The sequence below is a fragment of the Aliiroseovarius sp. PrR006 genome (assembly GCF_010500215.1).
Taxonomy (GTDB): Bacteria; Pseudomonadota; Alphaproteobacteria; order Rhodobacterales; family Rhodobacteraceae; genus Aliiroseovarius.
The window spans coordinates 1093603-1107733 of sequence record NZ_JAAGOY010000007.1 but is presented as its reverse complement, the minus strand read 5'-3'; the positions used below and the strand labels follow the sequence as shown (position 1 = coordinate 1107733).

The 14131-nt window shown below is 56.7% G+C and carries 14 protein-coding genes, 1 tRNA gene and 1 pseudogene; 7 read left to right on the top strand and 9 right to left on the bottom strand.

Features of this window, described 5'->3' with window-relative positions; translation table 11 throughout:
• The coding region (locus tag G0Q00_RS13905; RefSeq protein WP_163040312.1) for an aminotransferase class III-fold pyridoxal phosphate-dependent enzyme at nt 1-1063 on the bottom strand (1063 nt) is incomplete at its 3' end.
• 132 nt (nt 1064-1195) lie between these two features.
• On the opposite strand from G0Q00_RS13905, the gene G0Q00_RS13900 reads away from it, so the two are divergent.
• Together G0Q00_RS13900 and G0Q00_RS13895 are read left to right on the top strand one after the other, a co-directional pair.
• Complete coding sequence (locus G0Q00_RS13900; protein WP_163040310.1) at nt 1196-1777, top strand: cupin domain-containing protein; 582 nt, start codon at nt 1196-1198, stop codon at nt 1775-1777.
• 39 nt (nt 1778-1816) lie between these two features.
• Entirely contained in the window at nt 1817-2929 is a 1113-nt protein-coding gene (locus G0Q00_RS13895; RefSeq protein WP_163040308.1) for a CaiB/BaiF CoA-transferase family protein, read from the top strand.
• A gap of 68 nt (nt 2930-2997) precedes the next feature.
• Here G0Q00_RS13895 and G0Q00_RS13890 read toward each other — a convergent pair whose 3' ends face one another.
• Genes G0Q00_RS13890 through G0Q00_RS13880 form a run of 3 tightly spaced genes read right to left on the bottom strand, consistent with a single transcriptional unit; the run spans nt 2998 to nt 5954 of the window.
• Nucleotides 2998-4317 carry a TRAP transporter large permease subunit gene (locus G0Q00_RS13890; RefSeq protein ID WP_163040306.1) on the bottom strand — a complete coding sequence of 440 codons (1320 nt, stop codon included), beginning with the start codon at nt 4315-4317 and terminating at the stop codon, nt 2998-3000.
• 44 nt (nt 4318-4361) lie between these two features.
• Nucleotides 4362-4937, bottom strand: coding sequence for a TRAP transporter small permease subunit (locus tag G0Q00_RS13885; RefSeq protein ID WP_163040304.1), 576 nt, complete (start codon nt 4935-4937; stop codon nt 4362-4364).
• A 3-nt stretch (nt 4938-4940) separates the two neighbouring features.
• Nucleotides 4941-5954 (bottom strand): TRAP transporter substrate-binding protein, encoded by a 1014-nt coding sequence (locus tag G0Q00_RS13880; RefSeq protein ID WP_163040302.1) that lies wholly within the window; start codon nt 5952-5954, stop codon nt 4941-4943.
• Nucleotides 5955-6340: 386 nt separating this feature from the next.
• On the opposite strand from G0Q00_RS13880, the gene G0Q00_RS13875 reads away from it, so the two are divergent.
• The 5 genes from G0Q00_RS13875 to G0Q00_RS13855 all read left to right on the top strand — a co-directional run bounded on the left by G0Q00_RS13875 (nt 6341) and on the right by G0Q00_RS13855 (nt 11093).
• Nucleotides 6341-7795: a biotin carboxylase gene (locus G0Q00_RS13875; RefSeq protein ID WP_163040300.1), complete on the top strand. Its 1455-nt coding sequence runs from the start codon at nt 6341-6343 to the stop codon at nt 7793-7795.
• Complete coding sequence (locus G0Q00_RS13870) at nt 7786-9015, top strand: C45 family autoproteolytic acyltransferase/hydolase (RefSeq protein WP_163040298.1); 1230 nt, start codon at nt 7786-7788, stop codon at nt 9013-9015. The genes G0Q00_RS13875 and G0Q00_RS13870 overlap by 10 nt, the downstream gene beginning before the upstream one ends.
• Nucleotides 9015-9956, top strand: coding sequence for a carbon-nitrogen hydrolase family protein (locus G0Q00_RS13865; RefSeq protein WP_163040296.1), 942 nt, complete (start codon nt 9015-9017; stop codon nt 9954-9956). The genes G0Q00_RS13870 and G0Q00_RS13865 overlap by 1 nt, the downstream gene beginning before the upstream one ends.
• A gap of 18 nt (nt 9957-9974) precedes the next feature.
• Nucleotides 9975-10508, top strand: a complete 534-nt coding sequence (locus G0Q00_RS13860; protein WP_163040293.1) for a glyoxalase/bleomycin resistance/extradiol dioxygenase family protein — start codon at nt 9975-9977, stop codon at nt 10506-10508.
• 511 nt (nt 10509-11019) lie between these two features.
• A tRNA-Gly gene (locus G0Q00_RS13855) sits at nt 11020-11093 on the top strand.
• Between the two features lie 52 nt (nt 11094-11145).
• Here the strand turns inward: G0Q00_RS13855 and G0Q00_RS13850 are convergent.
• From G0Q00_RS13850 to G0Q00_RS13830, 5 genes and pseudogenes are all read right to left on the bottom strand, one after another.
• Nucleotides 11146-11253: pseudogene (locus G0Q00_RS13850) on the bottom strand (hypothetical protein); the annotation flags it as partial.
• A 114-nt stretch (nt 11254-11367) separates the two neighbouring features.
• Entirely contained in the window at nt 11368-11559 is a 192-nt protein-coding gene (locus G0Q00_RS13845; RefSeq protein WP_133485500.1) for a Trm112 family protein, read from the bottom strand.
• Nucleotides 11556-12200 (bottom strand): LON peptidase substrate-binding domain-containing protein, encoded by a 645-nt coding sequence (locus G0Q00_RS13840; RefSeq protein WP_163040291.1) that lies wholly within the window; start codon nt 12198-12200, stop codon nt 11556-11558. The genes G0Q00_RS13845 and G0Q00_RS13840 overlap by 4 nt, the downstream gene beginning before the upstream one ends.
• A 27-nt stretch (nt 12201-12227) precedes the next feature.
• Nucleotides 12228-13130 (bottom strand): thioredoxin, encoded by a 903-nt coding sequence (trxA, locus tag G0Q00_RS13835; RefSeq protein ID WP_163040288.1) that lies wholly within the window; start codon nt 13128-13130, stop codon nt 12228-12230.
• 55 nt (nt 13131-13185) lie between these two features.
• The gene (locus tag G0Q00_RS13830) at nt 13186-13974 is read right to left on the bottom strand and encodes an exodeoxyribonuclease III (RefSeq protein WP_163040287.1); all 789 of its coding nucleotides are present in this window, start codon (nt 13972-13974) and stop codon (nt 13186-13188) included.
• Nucleotides 13975-14131: the final 157 nt, after the last annotated feature.

Here is a 14131-nt window from a genome sequence, read left to right as displayed (position 1 = left end):
TCGCACCCAGTCCGCGTACATCGCCGATGGCTTCCATGCCTTGACGGGAGGCCAGCTCGGTCAGGCGGGCGTTGATCTTCTCGCCAATCTCAGTTGCGCGATCACACAGGTTCTCCTCGGCGATCACATCCAAAACGGCGTGCGATGCGGCCACGGCCAACGGGTTGCCAGCGTAAGTCCCGCCGATGCCACCCGCGGGGGCGGCATCGACGATCTCGGCCCGGCCAGTGACTGCTGAGAGCGGGAAGCCCCCGGCCAGACCCTTTGCCATGGTCACCAGATCGGCGGCGACGCCAGCATGGTCGAAGGCAAACATCTTGCCGGTGCGCGCGATACCAGCCTGAACCTCATCGGCAATCAGGACGATGCCGTGTTCGTCGCAGAGGGCGCGGATTGCTTTCAGGAACTCAGGCGGTGCAATAACAAAGCCACCCTCGCCCTGAACGGGTTCGATAATCATCGCGGCAACACGCTCGGGGTCAATTGAAGACCGAAACATGTTTTCCAGAACATTCAGGCTGTCCTGAACACTCACACCATGGAAGGCGTTCGGGAACGGGGCATGCAGCACTTCTGGCGGCATGGCGCCAAACGCTTTCTTATAGGGGTTCACCTTGCCGCACAGCGCCATGCCCATCAGGGTACGGCCGTGGAAGGCACCCGAGAAGGCAATTACGCCCGAGCGACCAGTGTAAGCCCGCGCCATCTTTACGGCGTTCTCGACCGCTTCCGCACCCGTGGTCACCATCATGGACTTCTTGGCGAAATCACCCGGCGTGGCCGCGTTCAAGCGCTCGGCCAGCGACACGTAGCCTTCATAGGGGGCAACGTGGAAACAGGTGTGGGTGAAGGCTTCGGCCTGCGCGGCGACAGCCGCCATCACCTTCGGATGGCGGTGGCCAGTGTTGTTCACCGCGATCCCTGCAGCGAAGTCGATGAAGCGTTTGCCATCAACATCCCACAATTCCGCGTTCTCGGCGCGCGCGGCATAGATGCCACGGGTGGCGACACCATTTGCCACGGCGTCCGCGCGGCGGGTCACTAGGTCCTGAGTGGCGCTCATCAAAGAATCTCCTCATGCTGGCGCTTGGATTTCTATACGTTATTGCGCAATAATTTGAACATTGCTAGTAATAAATTGCGCAACAACGCCAGATTCGAGTATCCTATGAAAAAACAGCAGGACACTATTATAATGACCGATGATTTCGACGTTGGCGGACGTTTAAGGGCGCTAAGAACGCAATTTGGCCTATCCCAAAGACAACTAGCCGATGCTGCCGGTGTGCCCCATGGTCAAATCTCGATGATCGAGACCAACCGAAGCAGCCCATCCGTTGCATCTTTGCGCAAAATACTCGGTGGCTTTGGCATCAGTATGGCCGAGTTTTTTGAGCCAGAATCTGAGATTAACAAGCAACCCTTCTTCACACCGTCCGAATTGCGAGACCTCACATCGCTCCTTTATCAAGACGACGAATCGATCCGGCAGAAGATTACCATCAAGCAAGTAGGAGACGCCAAGGCACATGGCCTGCAACTGCTGCATGAACGATATGAAGCTGGCGCCGACACGGGTGCCTCGATGATCGAACACGAGGCAAATGAAGGCGGCATCATCATCTCTGGCGAGCTTGAAGTCACGGTCGGCAATGAGATTCGCGTTTTGAAGGCAGGTGATGCTTACCTTTTTAACAGCCGCGAGCCGCATCGGTTCCGCAACACCTCTGATCGCCCTGCCGAGGTAATCTCGGCTTGTACACCCCCATACCTGTAACCCACGCAGGCGACCCTATGCCTGCAAGGAGAGAAATGAATGTCCCCTCTTGAAGGTTTAAAAGTGGTCGAGTTGGCCAGAATTCTGGCTGGACCGTGGATCGGTCAATCGCTGGCCGATCTGGGCGCAGATGTGGTGAAGGTCGAGGCCGAAACCGGCGATGACACCCGTGGCTGGGGTCCGCCCTTCATCGAGCGCGACGGCGACAAGACCGCCGCCTATTACTATTGCGCCAACCGGGGCAAGGACGTGATCACCGCCGATTTCCGCACGCCTGAAGGGCAGGAGAAGGTGCGTGACCTGATCAAGGATGCCGATATTCTGGTCGAGAACTTCAAGGTCGGTGGGCTGGCGAAATACGGGTTGGATTACGACAGCCTGTCGAAACTGAACCCGCGCCTGATCTATTGCTCGGTCACCGGGTTTGGGCAGGACGGACCGTGGGCCAAACGCGCGGGCTATGACTTCCTGCTTCAGGGTCTGTCGGGTCTGATGTCCGTGACAGGAGACCCAGCAGGACAGCCCCAGAAAGTGGGCGTCGCGATCACCGATATCGTCACCGGGCTTTACGGCACCATCGGCATTCTGGCCGCGGTCGAGCAGCGCCACCGCACTGGGCGCGGTCAGCATGTGGACATGAGCCTTCTGGACTGCGCGACCGCTCTGATGGCCAATCAGGCGATGAACTATCTGGCGACGGGCACCAGCCCCAATCGGCTGGGCAATGAGCATCCAAACATCGCGCCCTATCAGGTCTGCCCGGTAAAGGATGGGCATATCATTCTAGCGGTTGGAAATGACGGACAGTTTCAACGGTTCTGCGGCGTGATCGGGCGCGAGGATTTGGCAACTGATGCGCGGTTCGGCACCAATTCAGACCGTGTTGCAAACCGTGCCGCCCTGACCCCGGCGATTGAGGAAAGCCTATCGACGTGGACCATGGCCGACATTCTGGCCGCGCTCGAGGACGCCACCGTCCCTGCCGGTCCCATCAACACGATGGAGCAGACCTTCCAGAACCCACAAATCCTGCATCGCGGAATGCAGATCACTCCGGAAGGCGTGCCGGGAGTACGCGGACCCTGGGTGTTCTCGGATGCCGCGTTGAAGCTGGACAAGACAGCGCCGGTACTGCCACGCAACACCAATTAAACAAGCCCACAAAAGAAACCGCCGGCGCATCAAGCACCGGCGGTTTTGTTTTTGCTTCGCTATTCTATTCAGAAGAGCAGACTTGGAAGCCACAGTGCGATCTGTGGGAAGGCCACTACCAGCACCAGACCAATAATCTGCAAAATCACGAAGGGGATCGCGGCCTTGTAGATGTCACCGATAGAAATCTCCGGCGGTGCCACCGAGCGCATATAAAACAGGTTATATCCAAATGGTGGCGTCAAATATGCTGACTGCATCGACAAGATGAACAGCACCGCAAACCATGTCGTGTCATATCCCAGCTCTCGTACGATGGGCACGAAAAGCGGCACGGTGATGAAAACGATGGCGAAATCATCCAAGAACATGCCCAGCACAAAGTAAGTAAACAGCATCGCAATGATGACGAAGATTGGAGATAGCTCAAAATCCTCGATCAGCTCGCCCACGATCTGGCCCGCACCAAGACCAACATAGATCTTGGAAAAGAACACCGCGGCGATGGTAATCCACATCAGCATTCCCATCAGCTTGGCGGTGGTGGTCATGACATATTGCATCATGTCCCAGCTGACACGGCGGTGTAGCGCGGCGATCAGCAAGGATCCAAAGGCGCCAATGGCCGAAGCCTCGGAGGGCGAGGTCACGCCCCCGATGATACAACCGAGCACTGTCGCGATCAGAATGCCCGGAGGCAGCAGGTGACGTAGGGACTTCACCTTTTCCATACCACTGAACCGTTCCTCGGGTGGTGCGGGGGGGCCAAGATCAGGATTGATGCGGCAGCGGATCAGGGTATAGGCGATATAAATACCTGCCAGCATCAGACCCGGCATAAGGCCCGCAGCGAACAGCTTGCCCACCGAGTCACGACTGAGAAAGGCGTAGATAATCATCAAGACAGAGGGTGGTATCAGGAAGCCCAAAGCGCCACCTGCCATGATCGTCCCCGTTACTAGTTTTTTGTCATATCCACGGTTCAGCATTGCTGGCAGGGCGATAATGCCAAGCGATACAGTGGCCGCACCGGACACCCCGGCCATGGCCGCGATCAGAGCACAGATGATCACCGTGCCGACACCAAGTCCGCCAGGGATGCCACCCATCAACTTGTGTATCATTTCAAAAAGGTCGTCGGTTATCCCAGACCTTTGCAGAACAAGTCCCATGAAAATGAACAGCGGCAATGCCACCAACAGGAAGTTGTCCATAGCGCTGTAGGTCGAGCTGACCAGAAGTTCGAGACCTCCCGGCCCCCACAGCATGTAGGCGCTACCCACGCCAGTAATCGTCAATGCCCAGGCAAGTGGCGCTCCCAACGCCATCAGCGCAAGCATCGACAAGAACATGATCGCGGTCACCATGAGCGGATCGAGTTCAGCCATAATTTCTCCTCCCAAGTGGCGCAAGGCCACCCGTCAATTGCGCCTCAATCCCGAGCGGCTTTCAAAAGTTCTGGATCGATGTCGGATTCAACTTCTTGTTCGCGCGGATCTTCAAAGTCGATCCCCAGCAGGGTTAAGACGGCCCGAACAAGTTCAGCAATGTTCTGCAAAATGACCAAGCCCACGGCGATCGGGATAACCGTCTTGATGGGATAGATCGCTGGCTGCCAGATGCTTTTGTTGGAGTACTCCCGCACAGCCCAGCTATCGGCAGCAAAACCCACGGCCAGCTTGAAAAAGACACCAAGAACCACGAGGCCAAGAGTGAAGATGATGGTGTCGCAAAAGGCTTTGCCGCGTGGTCCCATCAGGCCATAGATCACTTCGGACCTTACGTGGCCGCGGTGGCGCAACGTATAAGCCCCTGCCAGCATACAAAATGCGCCGTAAAGCATTGTGCTTGTTTCATGGGCCCAAATTGTCGGGGAGTTCAGGAAATAACGAGCGACGATCTCCAGCATAAGCACGGCAATCATCGCCAGCGTTAACCAGGAAATGGCCCGCCCGACAAATTCGGACAGGCCATCCTGGAGAACAAGATATCTTGTCACCAGGTCCATGGTTTAGAGGCGACCTTGCGCCTTTGCATTGGCGATCAACGCGTCAACCAGTGCCTTGTTGCGATCAGAGCGGGCAGCTTCTTCGGCCCAAACGGCTTGCGAAGCCTCGGTCAGAGCTTTTGAATCCGCATCTGGCAGCGTCGCGTATTCAAAGGTGCCTTCAGCCACGCCTTTGTTGCCATCGTCCAGCCACTGATGGATGTCGTCAGCAAACTGGCCAATTGCGGTCTTCAGGATCTGCTTGTGCTCATCGCTAAGCTTTTCCCACATCTCTGGGTTGGCCAGGAAGGTTTCGGTCCAGCCAGGCATCAGCATGTTCATGAAGGTATAGTTTTGAGCGGTTTCGTGCAGCTTCAGCTGCTCGTACTCTACCGGACCACCATATATCGCGCCATCAATCACGCCGGTCGACATACCGATATAAAGCTCCTGCGCGGGCAGGTATACGGTGGGAATGCCAAAGGCGTTCAGAACCTTGGCAACGTTCGATGTCGCCCGGATTTTGCGCGTCTTCAGATCTTCCAATGAGGTGACCGGGTCTTTGGTCAGCAGGTCGTAGTTGTGGCCATAGCCCTTGCCCAAATAGACGGTGCCCGCTTCGGCGTAAGCTTCGGTCAGCAGCTTGTCGACTTCAGGACTTTCAAACAAAGTCTTGGCTTCGTCGACGCTGGCCCACGCACCAGGAAGACCGGCTTCGATGTTGCCTACGTCAATCTGACCCGACCAGTAACCACCGGTACCATGCACGATGTCGATGGTGCCTTTGGCAGCCGCATCGGCAAACTGATCCGACGCAACAAGCTCACCACCGCGGAAGTACTGGATCCGCAGGCTTCCGTCCGACATGTCTTTTACGGTGTCGCGAAATTTGTCGGCGATGTGGTCAATTTCAGTGCCGTAGAATGTGTGGAAGCGCAGGCGCACGGTATCTGCCGATGCCGCAGTTGCAATTGATGTCAGCGCTGCGGCGCCGGCCATCGCGCCCAGAACAGCGCGGCGAGTGATAGTCAGTTTCATCTTATTCCTCCTTTGGGGATCGGTGTCCCGTACCTTCAAGCCACGCTTTTTGATCAAAAATTTGCGCAAAATTACGTCGACTTGGCGGACTGCATATACGGAAAAGTCAATTTCGCGCAATAAATAATGCGCTTTATTATTGCAGTTTGCTCAGTATAGTGATCATATCGACCACGCATAACCCACCCAGATTCACCGTTATCTTCACATTATCAAAGGTTTGCGTGTCTTTTGATGGGAGGGTCAGACTCATGTCGCTCAATTTAGTGAGCAAATTAATGTCGCTTTATAGAGCATTGTCTATCTATAATGTTGTGCGGATGCGCGAATCACTGCTTCCGCTACGTCAAGAATTCCAATCCACGTCTGTGAGGAGATGGCCCAACATGAGTACTGAAAATGCACCCTTGAGGGGTCTGACGGAGATTTACCGTTATCTTCGCCGCAACGAGACGCCGATCTACGTGATCATGCCGACCCCCTTCAACCTAATGGGTCTGGATCAGTGGGTTGGTGGGCTGGAATACGTCAACTACTTCGATATCTTCGATGGTCGTCATCCGCGGGTCTTCCTGCCTACCCAAACGGAAGCACAGGATTTCCGCTCTATGGAAGACGTGGGCAACTATCTTGTCGACCACGCCGAGTTCCGCGCCCGCGCACAGTCCCAGAAACCGGGGATGGCCCTGTTTGTGCAGTTCGATGAGAAAACTGAGGAACTCTGCGAAGAAATCGGGCTGACCATCGCGCTGCCCTCAAACGATCTGCGCAATCGCCTAGACAGCAAGATCGAAACCACCCGCTTGGGCAACGAAGCGGGTGTGGCCAGCGCGCCCAACATCATGGGCGAGGCGAATACCTTTGGCGAGCTAATCAAGCTGGCCGAGCGCGCCGGACTGGGCAACGATCTGGTTGTGCAGACACCCTATGGTGACAGCGGCCGCACCACTTTCTTCATCAAGTCCCGCGAAGATTGGGACAAAAACTCCAGCAAGATGACCGGTCAACAGCTGAAAATCATGAAGCGGCTCAATCACCTGCCCGGTACGATCGAAGGTTGCGCGACCCGCCACGGCACGCTCGTTGGTCCAGTCATGACCGACATTACGGGCTTCGAAGAGATCACGCCCTATAAAGGCGGCTGGTGCGGTAACGATATCTCTCCTGGGATCCTGCCCGATGGCGTGCCGGAGAAGGTGCGCGACATGGCCCGCAAATTCGGTGACCGTCTGTATCAGGAGGGCTACAAGGGTGTCTTCTGTATCGACTTCCTGCTCGATACAGACACCAACGAGGTTTACTTGGGCGAGCTAAACCCCCGCATCTCGGGCGCTTCACCGCCCACCAACCTGATCACCTCGACCTATGGGGGCTGCCCTCTGTTCCTGTTCCACCTGATGGAATTCATGGAAGTCGAATACGAGATTGACATAGACGAAGTACAATCACGTTGGAACGATTACGATCACTGGACTCAGCTAATCCTGAAACAGACCGACGACAAGGTTGAGTTGATCACCAAGGCACCGCAATCTGGTGTCTGGCAGATGCAGGATGATGGTGAAATCGAATTTCTGCGGCCCAGCCACAGCATCAACACCCTCGGAGATGAGAATGAGGCGTTCTACCTGCGGGTCTATGGTGTTGGCGAATTTTGTTATCACGGTGCCGACCTAGGGTGTCTTTTGGCGCGAGGCCGAATGCAATCAGATGATCGTGAGCTGCTGGACCGAGCTACGGATTGGAACAAAGCGATCAAGGCCGAGTTTAAGTCGGTGCCGCTCTCGCCTAGCACCCACGTGACTCTTCCTTCGGACATGACGGCAGGAAAATGGTTCTAGGCAATGATGCACCTCATGCGGACGGGCCTGCTCAGACACAGCTGACTTTCCGCAGCCTGACTGAGGACGCCCCGGGCAAGGCTTGGCGGCGCGTGGTGGCACATGGCTGGCCCGGTTGGCGCGAATGGTTCACTGAGCGCGGCGGCGGCGAGCTATCGTTGACCGATGCACGCCGTGCACTTCGCCGACATATGCCGGAAATTGAAACGCTCTGGGATGACCTGGTTAACACCGCCGATGCCGGAAACACACTGCGTCGGTTCCTCAGCTTTTGGTGCCCACCGCGTTATCTGGTCAATTGCTCTCAGGCCGTTCTGGTTGATGACGATGGCCCCTTGCTCATCCGCAACTACGACCTGGATCCGGCGCTGAACGAGGCAACGATGCTGACCACCAATTGGCGCGGCACCCGCGTCATCGGGATGGTCGAGGCCATGTCGGGACTTGCTGACGGAATGAACGAGCACGGGTTAGCCGCCTCGTTAACTTTTGGTGGGCGCATCGAAGTGGGCAAGGGTTTTGGTATTCCGTTGATCATGCGCTATGTGCTGCAGATGTGCCGCGACGTGACCGACGCCGTCGAAGTGCTCCGTGCCGTGCCCTCACATATGTCCTATAATATCACGCTCGCCGATGCTTCGGGTAAATGGGCCACCGTTTTCATCACACCTGATCGACCGACGATGGTGCAGGAACAACCTTGGGCAACCAATCATCAAATTGGGGTGGAATGGCCCCGCCACGGTCGCATCTCCAACACATTGGGCCGGGCCGAGCATCTTGAACGTCTGCTCACTGATCCTGCCACCAATGCAACCAGATTGAATCGTGAATTTCTGCAAAGCCCGATCTTCAGCACCAACTACCGTCAGGGCTTTGGTACTGTCTACACCGCAGCTTACCGTCCTACACAAGGACGTGTCAGGCTCAGCTGGCATGACGGCACGTCGCAGGATTGGAACATCGCCAAACCTGTCACCCGTGAGCAGTCGATCGCGTATTCTGATGGCGGTTCTTATGCTCTGCCTTCGCCGAACTACATTGCCCACGATCCGCACCCGGCATGGTTTGGCCGGTTCATCGCCGAAACCCACGCCACCAACAAGGGCCCCGAGCAGGCCCGGCTGGCTGCCTTCTGGCGGCGCAATCACTATGGAACAGAAGGGGATTGGTCGAACCTGGTTCCCGTCACCACAAAAACCACTCAGGAGGACCACTAATGTCCAGATTTGCCATCGCCGGCATCCAGATGCATATCACCACGCATCGCAACATCGAAGAAATGCGCCAGCGCATGGAGATCCTGTTTCATCTCTATCCTTGGGTCGAGATGGTGGTGTTTTCCGAATTGGCCGCACATGGCCCCGCGATCCACGCCGCCCAGCCGATGGGCGGAAGCTTTGAACGGGAGTTCGCCGAGATGGCGCGCCACTATGATACCTGGCTGATCCCGGGGTCGTATTTCGAGAAGCTCGACGGCGCGATCTACAATACCACGCCTGTGTTCAATCCGCAGGGCGAAGTGGTCACCCGCTATCGCAAAATGTTCCCGTTTACACCTTATGAAGAGGGTGTGACCCCTGGGCGTGAATTCTGTGTCTTCGACGTGCCTGATGTAGGCCGCTTTGGCGTATCAATCTGCTATGATCTGTGGTTCCCCGAAGTGACGCGGACGCTGACCTCGATGGGGGCCGAGGTGATCATCAACCCGGTCCTCGCAAGCTTTGTCGACCGTCCAGCCGATCTTGCCATTGCGCAAGGTTCGGCCGCGATGTTCCAAAGCTATGTCTTCCACATCAACGGTCTGCTTGCGGGTGGCAACGGCTATTCGATGGTAATCGATCCTGCTGGTCAGGTCCTGCACCGCGGCAACGTTCAGGAAGAGATGATTCCGATCGAGGTCGATTTCGACCTGGTCCGCCGACAGCGTCGCAACGGTGTCCTGAATATGGGGCAGCCACTTAAAAGCTTCCGCGACCACACCGTCGACTTCCCGGCCTATCAACCCGGATTTGACCGGAGCTACCTCAATTCACTCGGGCCGCTTCAGAAGCCCGGACGCCCCTCAGGGAAACAACCCGTGGCAGCCCTGCCGGTTGCCGCACCCGATACAAGCCCGGACAGCGCGCAATCCAGTGCGCGAAAACGTTCCGACAAGTAAATGTGGAAAGGAAATCACATGACTACCTCCCAAGCAAAAATCCCGACCAAGCCCAAAGGGTTTAACGCAATCACTGCCTCGATTTCAGTGACCAATGTCGCCGACGCGATTGCGTTCTATACCGACACTCTTGGTGCCGAGACGGTTGAAATCCTCACGGTTCCCGGAACCGAGATAGCAATCTATGCGACGATCAAGGTTTCCGGCACCACCGTGGTTCTTAATCTCGATGAAAATGCCCAGCCATATAACGGCCAGGGGCAAGTCACCCTGCATCACTATCTGGAAGACGTCGAAGCCGTGTTCGAAAAGGCCGTCAACAATGGTGCAGCCGTCGTCTCGGCCATCACCCCGACATGGTGGGGTGATATGACCGCCATCCTCGTCGATCCGTTTGGTGTCCGCTGGAGTCTGGCTCAGCGCGCCGAGCAACTAAACGCCGAACAACGTCAGGCGCGCCTCGAGTCCATCTACGACACGCCCGAAGGCGTGGTCGCGACCGAAGTTGAAGAGGTTGAGCCTGCCGCTGCTGAGGCTGAACTTTCAGCCTGAGTGCGACAGGCGGAGTGCGACAGCCCCCGATAAGTAGCAAACGCCGGCCTTTCGCGGCCGGCGCTTTTTATTCAGCAAATGTACCCTGCTTTAAGTTTGAGTCAGAATTCGGCTCATGTCGTTAAACAATGTCCGACGCCCGTGTAGCGCATCCTGAAGAAAGCGCATTAAGTGTTGTCCAAATTATCAAGCGGGTTCTCCCCGGCGTCGCTTCGTTTCAATTGCTGACAATTACCAGAACTACACGAGTGGCGGGCTAGACCTCTGCAATGCATGCAGCGATGGGCCGCTTAGTGCTCTCTTGGTCTGAATGTAGCATCGGAAAATCCCAGACCGGCGATTATCCTTCAACGCAGGTGGGCGCCCCCCCGCAAAGCAGGTATTGAAGCAGGTCGCAGCAAATTCACACTGCCCACCAGTTATTGGATATTCGAGCATCTACTCTTTTAATTTCCTATGTTCGATACTCTTGACGCCCAGAAGCCCATGAAATATGTCCTGTTTTTACTGAGCGGGCGTTGTGTAGTGGTAAGACCTTAGCCTTCCAAGCTAATGACGCGGGTTCGATTCCCGCCGCCCGCTCCAGAAACTTCTGACATCGTAGATTCGACATCCCAATAGGGTCTTTCGCGGACGCTTAGCCCCGCGCGCAGACCTCTTCGTAGCGGATGATGTCATCTTCGCGCAGATAGGATCCGGTCTGAACCTCGATCAGAACCATGGGCACCTTGCCAAGATCTGCCAAAGGCACAAATTCGGTCGGCCCTGACTTAACGTTTCGCTTGTGCCGAATTTGGAGAGGGCATTTCGGGACTCTTTTTATATGGGTGAATGTGCCAAGGGGCTGTCAATCCGCAGGTCACTCTTCGATTTTTCGCGCCTCATCCACCAGCATCACCGGGATGCCGCCACGGATCGGGAAGGCCAGATTGGCGGCCTTGGACAGGAGTTCCTGTTTGTCCGCATCATAGGTCAGCTGCGTCTGCGTCACGGGGCAAACCAGAGCCTCGATCATGCGACGGTCAAACTTTGTTTCAGCTGGGGTGGTCATTGAACTTTCTCCTCGCCTGCGCCTTTGCGCAACGCAAATTCCATAAGAGTTACAAGGGTTTCGCGGCGTGTGGGCAGCGATGGTGCCTCGAGCAACGCCTGCTTGTCTTCGGGTGCAAAGGGGCACAGCATGGACAGGGCGTTGATCAACAGCTCGTCCTCGGCTGATTCAAGGCTTTCCCAATCGGTCTGCAATTCCTGCAGATTGAAGTACCGCGTCAGCAGCGCCAGAAATTCCTCGCGGTTCAGGGCTCTGTCATGTTCGGGCTGACCAAGGTCACGGTCGAAACTGTCCCACCCCATCTGCGCTTTCAGATAGGGCATGAACCCGGATTCTACCTGCCCAAGACGAAAGCGCGACACGCCGGTCAGAGTGATCATATAGCGCCCGTCATCGGTTTCCGTGAACGACGTGATCCGCCCCGCGCAGCCGATGCTGTGCAGCCGCGTATCCTCGCCGCATTCCTCGCCAATGGGCTGGATCATCCCAAGCAATCGCCCCGGCGTTTTCAGCACATCGTCCACCATCGCAAGATAGCGCGGTTCGAACACATGAAGGGGAAGCCGGCCACGGGGCAAAAGCAATGCGCCCGGCAACGGGAAGATCGGAAGCGTATCCGGCAGATCAGCTGATGAAATCATAACAGCAGTCTAGCGCGACTTTTCCATTCACACAAAGATCATCGACGACAGCTTGCGGCGACCGGTCAGAGCGATCGGATCCTTGGCGTCCAGAGCGTCGAAAATGGTGAAGAGCTGCTGCTTGGCGGCGGCGTCATTCCAGTCTCTATCCCTGCGGAAAAGTTCCAAAAGTTCATCCACAGCGCCTTGCACATCACCATCTGCATTCATCGCAACGGCCAGATCGAAGCGCGACTGGTGATCGTCAGGGTTGGCATCGACAGCGGCGCGCAGCTCGGCCAGCGGACCGGCACTTTCGGCCTGCCGCGCAAGCTCGATCTGAGCACGGACGGCTTCGACTTCGGGCGCATCCGAGATCTCAGCGGGGGCACCATTCAGGGTCGCTTCGGCATCATCTGCATTGCCAACAGCAAGGTGCGTACGGGCCAGACCGGCATAGGCAGGGGCTGAGTTCGGGTCTTCCTCAAGGATCGCGGCATAGGTCTGGGCGGCGTCCTGAACTTCGCCCGCTTCCAGCATTTCATCAGCGGCAGCGATCGCATCCGCCAAGCCACCGTCACCGCCAAGGGCCGCGACACGGTTGACGAATTCCTTGATCTCGCTGGGCGGCACTGCGCCTTGGAAGCCGTCCACAGGCTGCCCCTGAAAGAAGGCATAGACGGTCGGGATCGACTGCACGCGCATCTGGCCGGCAATCATCTGGTTTTCATCCACGTTAACTTTGGCCATGCGGACTTTGCCACCGGCTTCGGTCACTGCGGCTTCCAGAGCCGGGCCAAGCGTTTTGCACGGGCCGCACCACGGCGCCCAGAAATCGACGATCACCGGCACCTCTTGCGAGGCTTCGATCACGTCCTGCATGAAGGTCGCTTCGCCTACATCCTTGATCAGTTCCACGCCCGCAGACGCGCCGTCCAGTCCGAATTCCATGGCTTTGGCTCCGTTTAAAAGGTCTACCGCTTATATGGCGCGGGTCAGGCCGGTTTTAAAGATCGAATGTGGCGAAGACCGGTGCGTGATCCGACGGCTTTTCCCAGCCGCGCGCATCGCGCACCACCCGCGAGCCATGGCCTGCGTTGGAAATATCGGGCGTAGCCCAGACATGATCCAGACGACGGCCTTTGTCGGCAGCATTCCAATCGCGGGCGCGATAGGACCACCAGCTGTAAAGCTGTCCTTCCGGAATATCCTGACGGGTGATGTCGACCCACCCAGCAGCGTCCTGTACGTCGCCCAGCGCTTCAACCTCGATGGGGGTGTGGCTGACCACTTTCAAAAGCTGCTTGTGCGACCAGACGTCATCTTCGCGCGGAGCGATGTTCAGATCGCCCACAAGGATCGACTTCCGCGGATTGGCCTTCCCAAAATGGTCACGCATATCGGTGAGGTAATCGAGTTTCTGGCCAAACTTCTCGTTCACCTCGCGGTCCGGCACATCGCCGCCCGCAGGAACATAGAAGTTGTGAACCGTCACGCCATTTTCCAGCTGCCCCGCGATGTGACGGGCATGGCCCAGATCGGCGAAGTCAAAGCTCTCGGTCTCGACCATCGGGATGCGCGACAGGATCGCAACGCCGTTATATCCCTTCTGCCCACGGGCAACCATGTGGGTGTAGCCCAGCGCCTTGAAGCCCTCCAGCGGGATCTTCTCGACCGGGCTTTTGCATTCCTGCAGGCACAGCACATCCGGCGCTTCCTCTTCCAAAAGCTTCAGCACGATCGGCTCGCGCAGACGGACCGAGTTGATGTTCCAGGTGGCAAGGGTAAAGCTCATCGGGCGTCTTCCTGTTGATGGTCGCTTGAGCCATCAGTCTTGCCAGAAAATCGGGACTGGCACCATTCAGAAATTATTTGCACACTTGGAATAGAAACGAGCGCCGAGTGTTGTGGGACACTGGCGCTCTCGCATCATGGTCAATACTAATTACTCA